At 45.7% G+C, this 18247-nt stretch carries 13 protein-coding genes and 1 pseudogene; 5 read left to right on the forward strand and 9 right to left on the reverse strand.

The window, feature by feature from the left end; genetic code table 11:
* Positions 1-108 precede the first annotated feature (108 nt).
* The 4 genes and pseudogenes from WQ57_RS13705 (at position 109) to WQ57_RS13720 (ending at position 3218) form a co-directional block, all read left to right on the forward strand.
* Entirely contained in the window at positions 109-807 is a 699-nt protein-coding gene (locus WQ57_RS13705) for an N-acetylmuramoyl-L-alanine amidase (protein ID WP_046524337.1), read from the forward strand.
* 91 nt (positions 808-898) lie between these two features.
* Positions 899-1105 (forward strand): ChaB family protein, encoded by a 207-nt coding sequence (locus tag WQ57_RS13710; RefSeq protein WP_046524338.1) that lies wholly within the window; start codon positions 899-901, stop codon positions 1103-1105.
* 656 nt (positions 1106-1761) lie between these two features.
* Positions 1762-2106: pseudogene (locus tag WQ57_RS27425) on the forward strand (response regulator transcription factor).
* Between the two features lie 170 nt (positions 2107-2276).
* The gene (locus tag WQ57_RS13720) at positions 2277-3218 is read left to right on the forward strand and encodes an LCP family protein (protein ID WP_241481547.1); all 942 of its coding nucleotides are present in this window, start codon (positions 2277-2279) and stop codon (positions 3216-3218) included.
* A 48-nt stretch (positions 3219-3266) separates the two neighbouring features.
* Here WQ57_RS13720 and WQ57_RS27020 read toward each other — a convergent pair whose 3' ends face one another.
* Entirely contained in the window at positions 3267-3806 is a 540-nt protein-coding gene (locus WQ57_RS27020; protein WP_420912397.1) for a CueP family metal-binding protein, read from the reverse strand.
* Positions 3807-4033: 227 nt separating this feature from the next.
* Here WQ57_RS27020 and ndk point away from each other — a divergent pair, with 227 nt between their 5' ends.
* A complete protein-coding gene (gene ndk / locus WQ57_RS13735; RefSeq protein ID WP_046524341.1) occupies positions 4034-4489 on the forward strand; it encodes a nucleoside-diphosphate kinase in 456 nt (151 codons plus the stop codon).
* Positions 4490-4541: 52 nt separating this feature from the next.
* On the opposite strand, the gene WQ57_RS13740 is transcribed toward ndk, so the two are convergent.
* The 8 genes from WQ57_RS13740 to WQ57_RS13775 all read right to left on the reverse strand — a co-directional run bounded on the left by WQ57_RS13740 (position 4542) and on the right by WQ57_RS13775 (position 18159).
* Positions 4542-9002, reverse strand: coding sequence for a hypothetical protein (locus WQ57_RS13740; RefSeq protein WP_046524342.1), 4461 nt, complete (start codon positions 9000-9002; stop codon positions 4542-4544).
* A complete protein-coding gene (locus WQ57_RS13745; RefSeq protein ID WP_046524343.1) occupies positions 8980-9726 on the reverse strand; it encodes a DUF6063 family protein in 747 nt (248 codons plus the stop codon). The genes WQ57_RS13740 and WQ57_RS13745 overlap by 23 nt, the downstream gene beginning before the upstream one ends.
* Entirely contained in the window at positions 9723-11234 is a 1512-nt protein-coding gene (locus WQ57_RS13750; RefSeq protein WP_241481548.1) for a hypothetical protein, read from the reverse strand. The genes WQ57_RS13745 and WQ57_RS13750 overlap by 4 nt, the downstream gene beginning before the upstream one ends.
* The gene (locus WQ57_RS13755) at positions 11225-12289 is read right to left on the reverse strand and encodes a Wadjet anti-phage system protein JetD domain-containing protein (RefSeq protein ID WP_046524345.1); all 1065 of its coding nucleotides are present in this window, start codon (positions 12287-12289) and stop codon (positions 11225-11227) included. Before WQ57_RS13755 ends, WQ57_RS13750 begins: the two co-directional genes overlap by 10 nt.
* A gap of 159 nt (positions 12290-12448) precedes the next feature.
* On the reverse strand, positions 12449-14470 hold the full coding sequence (tkt, locus tag WQ57_RS13760; RefSeq protein ID WP_046524346.1) for a transketolase: 2022 nt from the start codon (positions 14468-14470) through the stop codon (positions 12449-12451).
* A gap of 50 nt (positions 14471-14520) precedes the next feature.
* Positions 14521-15993, reverse strand: coding sequence for a gluconokinase (locus WQ57_RS13765; RefSeq protein ID WP_046524347.1), 1473 nt, complete (start codon positions 15991-15993; stop codon positions 14521-14523).
* Between the two features lie 105 nt (positions 15994-16098).
* The gene (locus tag WQ57_RS13770; protein ID WP_046524348.1) at positions 16099-16869 is read right to left on the reverse strand and encodes an SDR family oxidoreductase; all 771 of its coding nucleotides are present in this window, start codon (positions 16867-16869) and stop codon (positions 16099-16101) included.
* 21 nt (positions 16870-16890) lie between these two features.
* On the reverse strand, positions 16891-18159 hold the full coding sequence (locus tag WQ57_RS13775) for a nickel pincer cofactor-dependent isomerase, group 22 (RefSeq protein WP_046524349.1): 1269 nt from the start codon (positions 18157-18159) through the stop codon (positions 16891-16893).
* Positions 18160-18247: the final 88 nt, after the last annotated feature.

The following is an 18247-nucleotide window of genomic DNA, read 5'->3' on the forward strand; positions in this document are numbered from 1 at the left end:
TTTTATCAAAGGAACTTTGAATCTTCAAAATACTTCCCTATTCCCTACCATTTTATGATAGAATCTTTTTGACTTTTCTATTCATTTGAAACCTAAAGGGGCCCGCCTATGAAAAAAGCCTTGTATTTCTTATTTTTCCTGACGGCAGGATGTTCAGTCTCTGAAGAAGTTGCCACCTATACAGCAGAAGACCAGGTCAAGGGTGTTTCCTTTATTTATGAAGAAGAGCTGCCGGCACATGTTCCAGGCATTCCGGTGACACACTCTTTTCTCCCTGGAAAGAACTCCAAAGCCCGTACCGCTCCACCTACCCACATTGTCATCCATTTTGTCAGCAATGCCCTGGAGAATCCCGAAAACCCCTACGTCTTCGAAGATATTAAAAACATGTTTATAGACTATGAAATTTCATCGCACTATTTAATTACCCGTGAAGGGAAAATCCATCAATTGGTTCCGGAAAGCCTCGCCGCCTTCCATGCCGGAAGTGCCGGGAGCCTGCCTCATTTCCCCGAGTATAAAAATAAACTGAATGATTACTCGATTGGAATAGAATTGATGGGAATTGGCACTGAAAGCGAGATGAACATGATGGTTCCCCCTGAAATCTACCATTCTCTTTCCCCTGAACATATTGGCTATACAGAGGAGCAGTATCAAGCATTAAAAACCCTAACAGACGATATATTGTCCAGAAACACCCAGATAAAAAAAGACCGCAGCCATATCATTGGCCACAGCGAATATGCACCAGAGCGCAAAACCGATCCCGGCAGCCTTTTTAACTGGTCGAGGCTGGGATTATAGCTCCCTGTTTTCATCCCCGTTCTTCCGGGTAAAAATGCTACTATACCCTATGTGCTAAACAGGGACCATAAATTAGACAGGAGGAGCGATTATGCCTTATAAAACGTTGAATGACCTTCCTGACGCGGTAAAAGACAACCTGCCCCACCATGCACAGGAAATTTTCAAGGAAGCCTTTAACTCTGCAAGTGAAGAATATAAGGAAGAAGAGACAGCTTTCAAGGTAGCATGGAGTGCCGTCAAGAATAAATACGAAAAAGACAGCGATGGCAACTGGGTGGAAAAAGAGGATGAATGACAGGGAAACAGCCAGGGCCACTGCGGACTGGCTGTTTTTTTAATGAGAAGGTCGCCCCTCATAGGCAGGGCTAAAGCAAAAAACGCACAAGTCATCCTTCCTGTGCGTACTACCTATTTTTATTGGAAATGAACGGTCTGTAAAACTAGACAACTTCCTTAAGTTGAGCTTTTTGCTTCAACAGCCGTAATTTCTGATTTTTTGTTAAGCGGTTCCAAAATCTTACCTTGAATACCATATCAAGACCTCCCAATATAGGTATTTTGTTTCAAGCTTTTTCAACATTTATATTAGAAAAACAGGGGAAATTTCCCCATTTTTTTTATTAACTGTTTGTATTTTTTATTGTAACAAGGAATCTCTCTAGAGGGAATTTCATTAAGTCGACCTCATATTCCCTTTTTTTACAAAATCCGCATGAATTCACCCTATTAAAATGAACCTATGATAAATCTCCTATATATTCCTCTCTTTTCATGTCGAAATATCAATTATAAAAAGTGAATATTTATGTCAATTTGGTGAAAGTAATTGGTCTCCCCGTTCGACACTTGCCAAATGTAATTTTACCTATATCTACAAGGAAAACCTATTTAGTGTAGAATTAGTTTTATATGGATTATTTGGGGGTTGCTTGGAAGTTGAAAGTTTTAATCGTGGAAGATGAGGTCAGAATCAGTAATCTATTAAAGATTTATCTGGAACGGGAACACTATATGGTGGATATTGCTGATAATGGGAACGACGGGCTGACTAAGGCTTTGAATGAACATTACGATCTCATCATTTAAGATATATTAATGCCTGGCAAAGATGGATTTAAGGTGCTTGAAGAACTCCGAAAAGAAAAAGACACGCCTGCCATCATGCTTTCGGCAAAGACCGAGCAAAAAGATCAATTACAAAGTTTAAACCTTGGCGCAAACGATTTTATCGCAAAGCCTTTCAGCCCAGGTGCTGTTGTATCAAAAGTGAAAGAAATCTTGTCGCCAGTTCAATAGAGGGAGCAGCCATTCCACGCTGCTCTTTTTTTTCTGACAAAACTGGAAGAAATCTGGGAGTATCTCTTTCTGTTATCAGAATATCAACGAATTGTAACCTAATTACCCATGAGCTGAAAACTAAGTATGCGATAATGACTCTTTCAAAACGAGTTATATGAGCCTGGGTGGTGCAAAGATTGGCAAAGACTAGAAAAAGGAGAATGAGGATACGCTGGGGAAGGGTTTTCGGCGCTTTTCTTCTCATAGGGATTTTTATGATTGGCCTCTTTACTGTATTTCAATCTATTCAGGGAACAGTAAAAAAATTAAGCCAGCCAACAGAATTAGTAAAAGCAAATGATTCTCCTGATAAAGGGGAAAAGAAGATGGAAGCAGTAAATGTTTTATTATTAGGAAGCGATTCGCGCGGTGAGGAACATTCGCGGACAGATACGATTATGGTGGCCCATTATGATCCGGAAACGAGTAATGTAAAGCTGATCTCCCTTATGCGCGATATGTATGTTTTCATCCCTGAACATGGCCAGCAAAAATTGAATGCCGCTTATACATATGGAGGTACGGAGCTGTTAAGGGAAACCATTCAATTGAATTTCGGGCTCGATATCGACCGATATGCCGTTGTCGATTTTAAAGGGTTCGAAAAAGCAGTGGACCTTCTCGTTCCGGATGGGATTGAAGTAGACATACCGTACGAGATGTCTGATGGGATTGGAATGACGCTTGAACCAGGCACACAAAGACTTAATGGCAAAGAACTGCTGGGTTATGTCCGTTTTCGCCAGGACCGTTTAAGCGATTTTGGACGAGTGGAAAGACAGCAGGAAGTTGTCTCAAAATTAAAGGAAGAAGCGGCAGGTCTCCATAGTGTCGTAAAAATACCACAGCTTCTGGACCTCTTAGATACATATATTGAAACAAACATTGAAACATCCACACTTTTAACGATGGGAAAAGATATATTGGCCAATGAAGGCGGAGATATCGAAACATTGCGCCTGCCCGAAGAAGGCAGCTTTGAAAATCAAAGCTATGATGGGATTGGCGATGTGCTGGAAGTGGATTTCAGGCAAAATAAGATTGCCCTGAATCAGTTTTTGAAGAATTAATTCTTTTTTATAAAAAGCGAAAAGCACCCGCGTGAGGTGCTTTTTGTTTTACATCAACTGCATGGTTGTGATGCAGGTGCCATCTTCGGCAAAAGTAGAAAACTCTGACTCTACTGTTTTTCCCTCATGAGAAATTTTTATCACAAACGATTTATCACGAGGCAGCCATAAGTCGAAAAATCCATTGGACAGGGATTCCACCTTTTCATCCAGAACGACATTGCCTTCACTGTCTTCGATATATACATCAAATTCTTTTTCCACCAATTCTCCTTGACAACCTGTCAAGCTATGATTCATTCAGGGGTGGGTTTCATTGATGTAGGGGGCAATCGAAACAAAGAATTCATCTTCTGGCAGTTTATAGACCCGCTCATTTTGGCTGCTGTCCTGGACAATCAGCTCCTGCGAGGTAATTGACGCAGTCTCATCTTCCAAGTTAGCGGCACTATAATTCTGCACCAACTGCTTGATGTCCACCGTTTCGTCAGCCTGGGCAGGAGTTTCTTCCTTTGCACTCTCTTCTCCGCCGCAAGCAGCGAGCATCATCGCAGCCAGCACAGAAACCGCGAAAGCTTTCCATTTCAACTGGTTTCACCACCTTGTTGTCTTTCATAAAGAATTATACCATTTCTGCATTTGGAGGACAGCTTATTGGCAGGGTTGCCACAATATCTACATAAATACCCTTAGAATAAAGAAAATTGTTATTTCTACAGCATCCTTTGGTTTGAAATGTTCAATTTATTTCCATAATGGATAAAGCGCAGAAATGGATTTCTGTTAAAACATTTTTTTGAGGTGATTGTATGACGATGCAGCGCACGTTTATCATGGTGAAGCCTGATGGAGTGAACCGGGGCTTGATTGGGGAAATCATCAAACGCTTTGAGCAAAAAGGGTTTGCCTTACTGAACGCAGAGCTTATGACCATTGACCGCTCCAAAGCGGAATATCATTATATGGAACATCAGGAAAAGCCGTTTTTTGGCGAGCTAGTCGATTTCATTACATCCGGACCTGTTTTCGCTATGGTATGGGAAGGAGAAAATATCATTGAGGTTTCCCGCCTGATGATCGGCAAGACAAGTCCCACAGAAGCTATGCCAGGCACCATCCGAGGCGACTTTGCCTTTTGCAAGGAAGAAAATGTCATCCACGGCTCCGATTCCCTGCAAAGCGCGGAACGGGAAATCGAAAATTTCTTCGGCCTTCTGAAGAGACACAGATTAGAGGATGATTTTCCATTTGAAGACCGGAAATCTGTGTAAAATAAATCCCCTTGGCGATTGAAGCCAAGGGGATTTTTTCGGATGGAACTTTCTATTGAACAACTTCCTCACTCTGATAAATCCTGAATGCCGGTACAACTGTATCGGATACGATTTCCTTCCCTTTTTCGCGGATGAAGTCCAACTTATAATAGGACTCAAATCGTTGGCTGATTTCCGTTTTTACCAATTCAGGCGGCGTGACGACGATAAACTGGAACTTCAGTTTTTCAGCCACGGCGAAAATTGGGTCGAGTACATGGGCCGAGGCCGCCTGGCCAAACGGATTGTCACAGATTAAAGGAACCCAGCTTTGGTTGCTTTCGCCTTTAACCGACAAGAGCATCATCATCATGACCATCCGGGCTGACAGCTTTTGCCCGCCGCTGCCATCCGATTTCGTCCTGGAGCCTTGATTGATGGTCTGCCAGGTGGAATAATGTTCGCGCTGCGGTTTACCGTACATAAAGGCATTATCTGTCCTCATATTGTAGACAAGGAGCTCGGGATAACGATTCCGGAGTGAAACGAACAGGATTTGTTCATCGCTGATCAGCTGTTTGATTTCCTGGTCAAGCTCCCGGTTCTGGTCATCAATGGTGTCATATTTTCTGGTGATTTTGTTGATCGCCGACACAAAATGCTGTTTCAGCAGCGGCTCGATGTCTTCCGCCTTTTTCGGGAGGATATCTTCTTTAAGCTGGACAAGCGGGAAGGTGCCCCGTTCATTTTTCAGCTTCATTTTCGCAATCATGGAGCGGATTCCTTCGGAAATGCCCATCACCTTCATGCTTGCGCGGCTAGCCCAGAAGTTCTGCGCCTTCTCTGCCCTTTCCTTGTCACGCTCGAGCTGTTCCAGTCCGCTTTGCGAGAAACGCTTCATGTTTTTCACAACGCTTTGGATATGGTGGTAATGCCTCGTATCCATATGATCCAGTGTCGTTAAGACTTCATTCTTAAAGCGAACCTCCCAATCCTTGCCCTCGATCATGAGCTTTAGATTGCGCAATGATTGCTCGATTTTCGCATGCTTTTCCTGGCCTTCTTCCTGGATGGCCTGATGTTCCCCGCACCACGATAGAATGCTTTGCTTCCCTTGATTCCGGATTGTCTCCAAATCATCGTCTGTAAACGGAGCCGCTTCCTCTTTGAGGATGACGGATAAGGTCAGCAGATCCCCCTCATAGCCGGTGATTTTCGCCTCTGTCTCTTTTTGTGCTGTTTCGGTCTGCTTGATTTCGTCTTTTGTTATTTTCTGCTGGTCTTTAATCTCGACGGCTTTGATTTCCAGGTCAAGGTCTTCCCATTCTTCAGGCTTTCTTTCATGTTTGGCGACTTTCTTGGCTGACTTTTCACGCTGCCCCTTGGCAAGTTCCAGGGACGTTTCCGCCACGGTCACCTTCGTGCCCTGTTCCCGTTCTTCTTTCTCTGCTGCCTTTGTTTCCTTTTGGGCGGTTTGCAGCATGTTTTCCAGCATGGAAATTGGCTCTTCAGGTTCCGGAGCGTCCTTCCAATCTTCATTATGAGTATGGAGCTTTTTCTCCAGCTTTTTCTGCTGCTTTTGTTCTCCTTCTATTTTCGCCTGAATCACAAGCAATTCCCTTGCTTGTTCCTCCTTGGACTTCTGCAGCTGCTTAAGCTCTTCAACGCTTCCGATGAGCTCTGCCAGTACATTGGACGATAAGCGCGGCCCTTCTTCGGAAAGCTCTGCTTTTTCACCAGATGGAAAAGCTGCTTCCTTTATAAAATAAGAAATTTCCTTGATGCTTTGCTCGGCAGCATGCTTCCACTCGAGGTATGTTTCGTTCCAGCTGGTCTGCGTTTCAACGATATTTTCATATTCCGCATTGATTTCCGCCTGCTGGGCGCCCAAAACATCCTTTTGTTTCTCTTTTTCTGCTTTCACCCGCTTATTTTCCTGATGAAGCGTCTTTTCCTCTTCAAAAGCCTCTAGGGTTTGGACATCCTTCGTCAGCTTCTCGATTTTGCGGGTTGCTTTTTCCCGCTGATCTTTAAGCTCCAGCTGCCATTCCTTTTCTTTATCTACCTGGGCGTTGATTTCCCGCAGTTTGGCTTTCGTTGAGAAAAGCAGGGTTTGCTCCTCAATGACTGCTTTTTCAATCTCACTTGAAAGCTCCCTCGATAAAAACCGGTCGATTTCCTTCAGGACGGCTCGCAGGGAGTTTTCCGTTTTTTCCATTTCAACAAGAGTCTCTTTCTTGTCTTCTATAAGTTTCGCAATCTTTATTTTCCACTGTGTGAACATGTTTTTTTCATGCAGCAGCTCTTTTTCTGTTCCGTTCATGACCACAAAGGAAGAAGAATGCTGTTCCTTGTTCATTTCCTCGCGCATAAAAATCGGCACAGGGCTTTTATACATTCTGCCTGAAAGAACCTGCACATTGATTTTTTGCCATTGATGCTGATTCACCACCAAGCCGTATGGAAGGAGCGGATGGGCCATAAGGGTATTTGCCAAATCCTCCGGGCTTAGCGATTGAAGGAATTGCGTTCCGTAAAAGACATCAATGCCGGTTTTTTCATCGATCCATTCCTTTAATTCCTTTACATCATTATTGGCAATCCAGAAGGGTTCGTCATTCAGGGAATCATCAAGCTGTGTTTCCCAAAGCTCTTTTTTCAGCGTTTCAGCCTGCTGGCGGTTATGATCAAGCATTTCTTCAAGCTTCAGGCTGTATTTCGACAAGAGTGAGCGGGTGAATGGTGTACCTGCATCATCGAGCAAACCGTGCAGCTTGTCGGCCAGCTTGGTTTCTCGTTGTTTCTGCTCTTCAGAGGCCGACTTCAACTCTTTTATTTTTTCTTCACAATGCTGGATCGACTGGACTAGCGTTCCCTTTGCAGATGCCAGTTCCGTCTGCTTTTCACTGGATGCTTTCTCTTTAGCCTGCAGGTCCTCAATCTTGGCCTTCTTATCATCAATCTGCCTGGAAAGGCTGTCGACAAAGCCCTTAAAATCGTAGGTTAAGCGGTCGCCAAATTCCTCGATCAGTGCGGCTTCCTTCGATTCAAAAGCATGCATTTGGGTATAAAGGAAATCAATTTCCGTTCCCAGCTGGGCAATCTCCTGTGTTTTATGCTTATCCTGGCGCGACAGCTCCTTGGCCTTTTTCTTTAAAAACTTCTGGTAGCCAACATGCTTCTTCACATCTTCTTGAATGGCTTGGAAGGATTGGTTCCATTGGCCGGCTGCTTCCTCCCTGATCTCCTCCATTCTTTCATTCACTTGCTCCAGGCCGCTGTTTTGTTCCAGTTTTTCTGCCTGCTGGGCAAGCGCGGTGATGCTGCTTTCGTTTTCGCTCCACTCTTTTAATAAAGCTTGAAAAACAAGTTGTTCCTTCCGTTCCTGTTTCTCAAGTGCCACTTTTTGCAGGGAGGCATGCTTTTGGCTTTCTTCCGACAGCTTCTTCTCCCAATCCATGACCTCTCTGTGCGCTTTGGCATATTCCAGGTTGTCTTTTTGAAAGCGCAGGTCTGCCTGCTTTTCCATAAGCTTTTCCATGTCTTTTTCCAGCGAAAGCAGCGTTTCTTCTTCATACTGCTTCAAATGCTGGAGCGCGCCAAGGAGCTGCCTGCCTTCCTTCATGCTTGCCTCGACGATTTCTTTGTGATGGACTCCCTTTGCCAGGTGATCCTCAAATGGAACAATGTCCTCAAGAAACTCTTTATGCGCCTGCTCCCGCTTAAGCAATACCGGCAGATCCTTCGCGATGCTGGCCTGGCTCTTGAAAATCTCGACAAGGTCGTTCTTTTGGTGCTCTGTCCGATGCAGTACCTGGCTGACCGTCGGAATGATCCGCTTTTGGAACAGGGAATGGTCATCCTCCGCTCCTTCGAAATATTTGCCGACGCCGCCTTCATCCTTGTTGATGTCCTTCAGGATATCCCAGTCTTTACGGTCGATTCCGTATGTATCCAGGATGCGGTAGTGCTTTTTCGTATCGCGGTAGACGTCATAGCCATTCCACTTCAAATAGTCCTTCAGGCTTTCTGTTTCAGCGACCTCCTCGTTTTCAAAGAGCGGGATATGCTCCAGAGCCGCCTCTTCCCTCTTTTCAAATTCCCGGGTATAAAAAGTGATATTCGGAAGGATTTTCGCTTCCTGCTCGAGCGTCCTGCTTTCATTCCCGTCCTCACTCATTGAGATCCGCTGTTCGGCCGAGAACATTCCCCCGGTGACGAGATGGCGGCGGTCGGCTCCGTCCAGTTCCCACTGAATGACCACATGGAAGGTGTAGGGGATAAACTGCTCTTTATGGTTAAAAAAGAACTGCTGGTAATAACGGTTATTTTGTTTTCCCCACGAAGTTCCAGGCTTCAGGATTTGGAAGATGGTCTGCAGGAACACCCCTTTTCCGCCTCCATTCATCATCGCAATGAGGCCATTCGTCGAGGTCTGGTCATTATGGAAGTTGAAAGTGGTGTCTCTGTATTGCTTTTGCATGCCATCATACTTGAGGCCGACGATTCTAATTCGATGGATTTTCGGCATGCTCACCCTCCTCTGGTGTTACTAGTTTCTTAAATAATTCATAACGGTCATAATCATGGTACAGATAATCAATGCGTTCAAAAAGCTCCTGGCGCGGGATGGCCTTTGGAATATCAGCCTGATCAAGAACATAGATCAGCCCCTCTGTCTCCAATAATTTCATCGCGCTCGCAATCAAGCCGATTCTCGTCCTTCTGTTCCCTTTTTTAAGACCGTAATCCTCGGTGTCCACCTCCATGTACTTCCAGGCGGTCACCACTTCCTTCGCGTCGATCTTCTGTTCCTCGCCAAAGCCAGGCTGATTTTTTAGGATGCTGTCCCAATTCATGATTAGGTCGTTGACTTGCCGCTCCAGGGTGTAAAAAGAGATTCCTTCCCGCTTTGTCCGGATTTTTGCTGCCTGATTGCGGTCGATGCCGGCCAGGAATGACATGATGATCACGCTGATGAGATGGAAGTGCTTCTTTGTTTCGATTTGTTTATGCTTATCCTTCATATGGGTAAAATTCGTTGCAAACACAGAGCCGGTTGGCTGGACCACCAATTGGATCCGTTTTGGCGACTCAATGATATATGTACCAGATTCGTCCGCCAATAGCAGCACCGTCTGCCTCACTTCCGGGTCAAAATAGATCTGGAAGTGTTCGCTGTTTTCATCGATGACTTTCTCTTTTAAGAGTGTAAAATAGACAGCTGACGCTTTTTTGATTCTTTCTGCATTCATCCTCTCTCCTCCTGAACACATATTTTAAAAGGGGTGATTTTCATCTGGTGCCAGAGGAAAGGCTCTGCCTGGGAATCAAACTGCGTGAAAAGCTTCAGGCCTTCAAACATCTGGAATTGCGGATATTCCATCATCAGTTTAAACAGAAGGATTTCCCGCTCATCGCTTAATGTTTCTTCCTTCCGGTGCAGCACCTGGACCTTCAGCGGCTTTTTATCGAACATCATCCATAAGTCGATGCTCTCGGATTCCTCAAACCACAAATCCTGCACTTCCATTGGAAGCTCTGCCAGCTTCATCAGGGAAAACTCTCCGTACGTCTGCAAATACTGGAACACATAGCTCCATGCCTTGATGACGGAATCCCAGTTGGTTACTCGCTGTGTAGGTGCACGGTCTTCGGTCTCCTCTTCGATGACCACATCCGCTAGCTGCTGTTCGTTGAATTCCTGCTCGCCCCAAATCCAGTCAAGCGGGAGAATAAATTCATTTTTAGGCGAAAACAAAGGAGCTAGGACTTTTTCGATAGTATCCAGGGAGTGGGCTCCTTCCTTCATCAGCCAGTTTTCGTAATAATGCTCACGAAACGACACCAGGCTGTTTTCCCAAAACAGGGAAGGATTCTCCGCTTTCAGTTTGATCTCATTGGAGATATTCTGGATCACCAGCTTGGCAAAGCGGTCATGCAGCTGCCTTGTATGGCTGATTTTCTCCTGCAGAATCGCCAATTCCCTTTGGATAAAATCTTCTTCGTTCCGCTGTTTTGTTTTTTCAATCATGCTCAGGATGGTGCGAAAGTGCGTCTTTTCTTCCTCAAACTGCTTTTCGATTTCCTCCCGGTTGTCGGCCCTTTGCATTCCTTCTTCCACGAGCAGGATTTTAGGATTATTGATCATTTCCTTTTGGAAGGTGAACTCATTGGCCATCAGGCGATTCACCCGTGAAATCAGATGGTCCAGGTTCCGGGTCGCTTTGCGGAAGTTTCCGTTCTTGATCAGCTGCATGCTGTAAAGCTGTTCAATCGTGATTGAAAATTCCTCCGCCATTTCCCTGCTCATAAAAATCATTTCCTGGGCTACATCTGTCAGCTTATAGACAATCGAGCTTCCCATTTCCAAATTCGTGTACAGTTCATCCATGGTCACATACCTGAACACCTGCGTCTCCCAGGATTGCCGTATTTCATCATAATATAAAGCTTCAAAGGGCTTGCTGTACTCTTCCTTTCCCTGGTACAGCAGCCCGCTCGTGATCCGGTCCATCTGTTTGTCGTCTGCCAGCAGCTTCATTTGCTTGATTGTATCTTCCACGATATAGCGGATGTCCGATTTGCGGCGCTGGTCATCATCGTTCAATTCGCGGTAAAAGATGGTGAGCAGCACCTGCATGAGGATGGTCTGGAGATGAGGCTTCAGCTCGCCCACTTCCATTCCCCTCCCAAGCTCAAACAGGGGATTCAAGCGCTGCATCCGCTGGGCAAAGCCTTCCCATGATTCGTTCACATCCATCTCCTCCATGTTTCGATTGTTAACACTTCCTGCGGGATTCTTTTGTTTTCCTCCCACAATTGCTGGAGCAGAGCTTGCTCTTCTTCTGTAAACCACCCAAAGAAGGCATCCCGGTATCGAAGATTTTGGAGCTGGCCGCCTTTTTGGTCATTGCCTTGCTCCAGGCATTCCATCATCTTGCGGTAAATTTTCAAGGCTGGCTGGATGCAGCAATCCTTATATTTATCCATAAGCCGAATGAGGATTCCGTACCCTGCGGCATCCAGATCGCCCGCATAATAGAAAAGATACGGCTTCGGCGGAAACATCCTAAAGAAAAACGAAAAGCTTCGTTCGATTTTGGCGCCTTCTCCATAAATGATCAGTTGAGGCTCATAATCAAGCTGATTGTCTTCCAATAATTGAATGGAAGTATGAAAGAATGATAGATTTTCGACAATCAAAACGCGCTGAATATCCTTGATCTCTTTCCCCTGTTTCATCCAAAAGACAAACGGCTCCCCGTATTTTACTATTTTAAGCTGCTCTTCCGAAACTCCGATTCTGGATAAAAAGCCCTTTCCCTCAGGAAAGCGGTCGACGTCCATCAGGAACTTTTCATGGCCGAACAGCTCCAGGCTCCGTTCTTCGAGTGACACGATAGCCCGCTCCTGGCTTGATTGGAGGAACATATATACATTCCGAATCCGGGTCCATTCTTCTTCCGTCTGCCATTCGGGATGCCGCTCATAAAAGGAAAAATCAAACACATCGCTTAATTTCATCATTTCAAGGCGATCCCATTTAGCTTCCCGGACTTTTAAATTCACCCAGTAATATAGGGGAAGCCCTGGTGTTCTGCCATTGTATTGATTATTTTGGATTGGAATCAGAATGCCCTCTTCCTGAAGGTTCTGGACCGCAGCATAAAAGTGCGAATATCCGTCCATCTCAAAATAGTTATCCAGCAGTCTGCGAAGCTGGAATTCCAAATCATTTATATTTATTTTCTTTTTCTGTTTAGGATGCTGGATATCAGCGATAAACCCTCTCACCCTGGTTTCAATGATATTCATCTTACTCACCTGCTTACCTGTTCTTCATTGGAGCATGCAAACAACAAATTTCGACATCCTTCTATTATAAACCAGGTGGGTTGTGGGTGGTAAATGAAGTTTTATTTAAATAAAAGAAGCTGTCACTTGGACAGCTTCTTTTACAACGGAATTGTATTTTTATTGAGTATTTGCAAGAACTTCCTTAAAACTCTTGACCACATTATCTACGGTAAATCCATACTCCTCCAACAGTCTGGAAGCAGGCGCAGAAGCGCCAAATTGATCGAGTGCGATGACTCTTCCATAATCTCCCGTATACTCTCTCCAGCCAATGGATGAGCCCATTTCAACCGCAAGACGTGCTTTCACACCTTTTGGAAGAACTTCTTGCTTGTATTCAATGTGCTGTTTCTCAAAACGGTCCCAGCTTGGCATGCTGATAACGGAAACAGAAATGCCTTCTTCCTCAAGCTGCTTTTGGGCAGCCAGAGCAAGGGATACTTCAGACCCTGTCGCAAGGAGCAAACCTTGTGTCTCGCCTTTAGACTCTGACACAACGTAGGCACCTTTTTTCACACCTTCATAAACGGCTTCCTGATCCATATCCAATGTTTGCAAATCCTGACGGGTTAAGACCAATGCGGTCGGAGTGTCTGTACTTTCAATCGCCAAACGCCATGCCGCAGCCGTTTCCTTCGCATCTGCAGGACGGAGGACGGATAGACCTGGCATTGCACGAAGGGAAGCCAATTGTTCTACCGGTTCATGTGTAGGGCCGTCTTCACCGACTGCGATGCTGTCGTGTGTAAATACATACGTAACCGGCAGCTTCATGAGCGCAGCGAGGCGGATGGCCGGGCGCAAATAATCGGAGAAGACGAAGAACGTCGCTCCAAAGACCTTCACGCCGCCATGCAGCGCCATGCCGTTAAGAGCGGCTCCCATCGCGAACTCGCGCACACCGAACCAGATGTTGCGTCCCGCATAGCTGTCAATATAATAATTCTTTTCAGAAGCAATCAGCGTTTTGTTGGATCCGGCCAAGTCGGCGGAACCTCCAACAAGATAAGGAATCGCTTCAGCCGCTGCATTCAATGTTTTACCTGAGGAAGCACGCGTCGCCATCGCTCCGCCTTCAGGGAAGGCTGGCAATGATTTTTCCCAGTTCTCCGGCAGCTCCCCGTTCATTGCTGCCTCAAACTGGTTGGCTAGTTCCGGATAGGCATTTTTATAGCTGGCATACAATTCATTCCAGGCATTTTCCTTTTGCTGGCCTTGTTCCAGGAATTGCTGGCTGTATTCCCTGACTTCTTCCGGTACGAAAAATGGTTCTTCATGTTCCCAATTGTACGTCGCCTTCGTCAGCGCGATTTCTTCCTGGCCAAGCGGTGCTCCATGTGAATCAGACTTCCCCGACTTATTAGGAGACCCGTATCCGATAACGGTCTTCACCTCGATAAGGGTTGGGCGTTTTACATCGGCTTTCGCTTCCTGCAGCGCCTTTTGGATTGATTCAATGTCGTTTCCATCTTCTACGCGGATGACTTGCCAGCCATATGCTTTAAACCGGTCCTCTACACTCTCGGAGAATGACACATGTAAATCTCCATCCAGTGAAATATCATTGGAATCATATAATACAACCAGACGCCCAAGTTCAAGATGACCCGCGAGAGAAGCCGCTTCAGCAGAAACTCCCTCCATCAGATCCCCATCGCCGCAGATGCTGTAAGTAAAATGATCGACAATGTCAAAGCCATCCTTATTGTATGTTTCGGCCAGATGCCTTTCCGCCATCGCCATTCCGACGGCCATCGCAATCCCTTGGCCAAGTGGTCCTGTCGTTGCCTCTACACCTGGTGTATGTCCAAATTCAGGATGCCCTGGGGTCCTGCTGCCCCACTGGCGGAAGCTCTTTAAATCTTCCATCGTCACATCGTAGCCGAACAGATGCAGCATGCTGTACAAAAGCATGGAGCCATGTCCCGCAGATAAGACAAAACGGTCACGGTTCAGCCAATTTGGGTTTGCCGGATTATGGTTCATTTCTTTTGCCCAGAGTGTATAGGCCATCGGCGCTGCACCCATTGGCATTCCCGGATGTCCGGAGTTCGCTTTTTCAATTCCATCAATGGATAATGTCCGGATCGTATTTATCGCTAACTGATCAAGTTGTGTTTCCTTGGCTAATGTCTTCATTATAAAAATTTCCTCTCCCCAGAAATTCAGATCAGGCTGTGACCGGATCGTTAAAATTGTTTTTCTATGTCTTTTGCCAGCCTTATATAGTTGCTGTATATGGCCTTGTAGGTTAAGCTGTTTTCTTGATTAGGGACAATTGGCTCTCCCATCGGAATGTTCTTTTTTATCTCTTCAAAGGAGTTTACGGTGCCTGTAGCGACCAAAGCGGTCCATGCTGCCCCCCATGCTGCACTATGATGGGTTTCCGAAACATAAATATCCGCTTCAAATACATCGGCCATCATTTGCAGCCAAAGAGGGGACCGCGCCAGGCCGCCATTCACATAAAGCCTTTTCGTTTCGCCAGCCGACCTTTCCAGGGCCTCGCCAATCTGGTAAAGGTTGAATGTAACTCCCTCAAGAACCGCACGGATAAAATGTTCCCGTTTATGGGTAATGCTAATTCCATAAAAATTCCCTTTTGCCCGCTGATTCCAAATTGGAGCTCTTTCCCCATTCAAATAAGGCAGGAAAAGAAGCCCTTCCGCACCGGGAGCAACCTTTTCCGCTTCCCTTAAAAATTCAGTGAAGCTCCCATGATAGTTGAACAGTTCTTTCAGCCATTGCAAGGCGATGCCTCCATTGTTCGTTGGCCCTCCAATGATGGCTGTGTCAGCCGTAAAGGAATAACAGAAGGTTTCCTGACTCTCGTCAATTTTAATATCTCTGGCCAGCTGCCTGATGGCACCGCTCGTACCAACGGACACCGCTACTTCCCCGGGAAGGATGGCCCCGATGCCCAGGTTGGCCAATTGGCCGTCCGCCGCACCCATCACGAAAGGCATATCAGCGTCAATGCCCATTTGTTCCGCAATGTCGGCTCTTATTCCTGTCAACATCTGTGTAGGCGGAACGATTTCCGAAAGCTGCTCGCGGCGGATACCCGTAAGTTCAAGCAATTCCGGCTCCCAATCCAGCTTTGCAGGATTGAATAGCCCTGTTGCTGACGCCATGGAATAATCGATCATTCTTTGGCTGAACCAGCAAAGCAGCAAATATTCTTTAATGGACATGAAGGATGCAGCTTTGAGATACGGCTCATAATTGTTTTCCTTCATCCATAATAATTTTGCGAATGGTGTCATTGGATGAATCGGGGTTCCTGTTTTTGCATATACAGTGTCACCGATTGTTTTCTTTATCGTTTCCGCCTGGGCCTGGCTTCTGCCATCCGCCCAAATCACCGCAGGAGAAATAGGTTCTCCATTCTGGTTCACACAAATAAGCGAGTGCATCGCCGCAGAAAAACCGAGGGAAATAATCTCTTCTTTCTTGATGCCCGCCAGCTCGATCGCTTCCCTTACTGCGAGGACCGCAGAGCGTTCGATTTCAACCGGGTCCTGTTCTGACCAGCCTGGCTGGGGATAAAAGAAAGTGTTCAATTTCTCCGCTTCAGAAATGACTTTGCCTTTTAAGTTGAATACGCACGCTTTTACACTTGTCGTACCTAAATCAAGTCCAATTACAAACTCTTTTGACATCTACATCTTCCTTTACAGATACCAATACTTCCTGTTTGGTTTATTCCTGACCTTTTAAATAAAAGGCTTTGGAGCTTCCCAAAGCCTTTATTTACGTTGATCTTGTTAAATAGTCATGCTTCCGAATCCGCCATCGACGCGGATCAGAGCGCCTGTGACAAAGCTTGAAGCCTTTTCAGATGCAAGCCAGACGGTCGCCCCTTTGAGTTCTTCCGCTTCTCCAAAGCGCTGCATCGGAGTATGGCTCATGATGGATGCAATTCGTTCCTGGTCAAGGATTTTGCGGTTTTGTTCTGCCGGGAAAAATCCAGGGATAATCGCGTTCACACGGATGCCTTGAGTGGCGAATTCACGCGCCAGGAACTGGGTCACACTGTTTAGTCCTGCTTTTGAAACGGAATATGTGAACACTCTTGAAAGAGGAGTGGTTGATGAAACGGAGGAAATATTGATGATGCTTCCTTTCCGCTCCTGCTCAATCATCTTCTTGGCGAAAATCTGGCAGGTTAAGACGATTCCCTTCAAGTTGATGTCCATGATTTTGTCGTACTCATCCATATCAAGCTCGAAAAAAGGTGTTGGACTGTTCGTGCCGGGTGCATTTAAAAGGATGTCCCAGCCCCCAGACCACTGTTCGATATCATTCGCAGCCTGAAGAAGGGAGTCCTTTGAGCTTACATCAGCTGAAAATGCTTTTGCTTCTCCGCCGGCAGCTTCAATTTCCTTGACAACCTCTTCTGCTTTTTCCAAGTTGCGTCCAACAATCGCTACTTTTGCGCCGTGCTCTGCCAGGCCTTTGGCCATTGCTGAACCCAATACTCCATTTCCGCCAATTGCTACTGCTGTTTTTCCTGTCAAGTCGAATAAATTTGCCATGTTCCTGCTCCCCCTAGGTTTTTAAAATAAATTTTCGTTTTCGTCAAAAGGAAATTCGTATAAATCCGATACCTGTTCCATGTTTGAATGCTTTGCGACATAGTCCAGCAAGTTCTCAGAAACCTCAATTTCGCCAATCACCAAAGTGTTTTTGATCCTTACCAGTTTAACCTTTGTAAAATCCAAAATATTGCAGGTCTTGATTGCTGCCTGTATCGCCTGTTTATCGGTAGGCAAGGTGGTCGCGATTTTGGTAGGAGATACAACGGTTGATGTTAATCCATTGGCATAGGTTCCTTCCAAGTCCATTTTGTCTACGAGGCGCTGTGTCGTAAAATCGGCGGTCCCGACTCCATTGGCATTTCCTTCTGATTCCGATGTGACATCAAGTACGACCATCTTATTCACATCAGGTCCTCCGGAAGCATATGGGGTTGGATAACGGCCGGTGATATTCGGATCCGCTCCGTCGCCGCTGATGTTTTTGCCGATTTCATCAATGACAAGGACATCCAGTTGATCAAAGAACAGCTTCGGCAAAAGTTCCTTTGCCTTTGCCTGCAGCCCTGGCTCTTTTTCGATTACGTCTTCAGGTGTCAGCACTTCGGCAATCGCTACTTTATCGAAAGCATTTTCAACGGTTGCCACACCAAAAAGCATCGGCTTTTTCTCCATGATCATCTTGGCCATTGCAGGAACATTTTCCGCCATATATTTAAAGCCTAACTGGTGGCAGGCTTCGGCACCCTTTTGTTTTCCCAGCCCAATGCTGATCATTTTCATCATGCCGCTTTCAACTGGGCCGCGGAAGGCTGTATGCGGTTTCACCCTGTTGATGACGACAAACGCATCTGCTTCATAGGCGTACTTATCAATATAAACTGGCAGCCCGTTAGGCAGTTTGCCAAGTTCAACGACTTCCATTGAGGAGCGGATCTCACATCCGACACTTTCCTCCGTCACGCCAAGATGCGCCAATACTTCCCGCTGTCCTTCTGCCGTCGCCCCTCCATGGCTTCCCATGCTTGGAACAATGAAAGGCTTTGCGCCCAAATCTTTTAAAAATTGAACCGTTACGGCAGTGATTTCCACAAGACGGTCAAGTCCCCTGCTTCCGACTGCAACCGCAATTTCCATACCCGGTTTTACTGTTTGTTTAATATGTTCTTGCTGTAATTTTTCATTTAATACTGGCCCTAGATCCTCAATTTTGCTGTCATCAAACTTCACTTTAACTTTTGCCATTCGAGGTACCGGGATGTTTTTAACCAGTTCCTGAAGAATACCCATATCTGCTTCACTCCTTATCCATTATGCTTCAAAAGGGGAATATTCCGTGAAAGCATTACTCATTTTCTAGTCTATCCTTTTTCAATAA

Origin of the sequence: Mesobacillus campisalis, assembly GCF_000986785.1 — a bacterium.
In the GTDB taxonomy this organism is placed as follows: Bacteria; Bacillota; Bacilli; order Bacillales; family Cytobacillaceae; genus Mesobacillus_B; species Mesobacillus_B campisalis.

Bases quoted from the DNA above. Each gene is read 5' to 3' on its own strand.
- WQ57_RS13705 (WP_046524337.1), top strand. From the start codon at position 109: ATGAAAAAAGCCTTGTATTTCTTATTTTTCCTGACGGCAGGATGTTCA.
- WQ57_RS13710 (WP_046524338.1), top strand. From the start codon at position 899: ATGCCTTATAAAACGTTGAATGACCTTCCTGACGCGGTAAAAGACAAC.
- ndk (WP_046524341.1), top strand. From the start codon at position 4,034: ATGCAGCGCACGTTTATCATGGTGAAGCCTGATGGAGTGAACCGGGGC.
- WQ57_RS13740 (WP_046524342.1), bottom strand. From the start codon at position 9,002: ATGCCGAAAATCCATCGAATTAGAATCGTCGGCCTCAAGTATGATGGC.
- WQ57_RS13745 (WP_046524343.1), bottom strand. From the start codon at position 9,726: ATGAATGCAGAAAGAATCAAAAAAGCGTCAGCTGTCTATTTTACACTC.
- WQ57_RS13750 (WP_241481548.1), bottom strand. From the start codon at position 11,234: ATGGATGTGAACGAATCATGGGAAGGCTTTGCCCAGCGGATGCAGCGC.
- WQ57_RS13755 (WP_046524345.1), bottom strand. From the start codon at position 12,289: ATGAATATCATTGAAACCAGGGTGAGAGGGTTTATCGCTGATATCCAG.
- tkt (WP_046524346.1), bottom strand. From the start codon at position 14,470: ATGAAGACATTAGCCAAGGAAACACAACTTGATCAGTTAGCGATAAAT.
- WQ57_RS13765 (WP_046524347.1), bottom strand. From the start codon at position 15,993: ATGTCAAAAGAGTTTGTAATTGGACTTGATTTAGGTACGACAAGTGTA.
- WQ57_RS13770 (WP_046524348.1), bottom strand. From the start codon at position 16,869: ATGGCAAATTTATTCGACTTGACAGGAAAAACAGCAGTAGCAATTGGC.
- WQ57_RS13775 (WP_046524349.1), bottom strand. From the start codon at position 18,159: ATGGGTATTCTTCAGGAACTGGTTAAAAACATCCCGGTACCTCGAATG.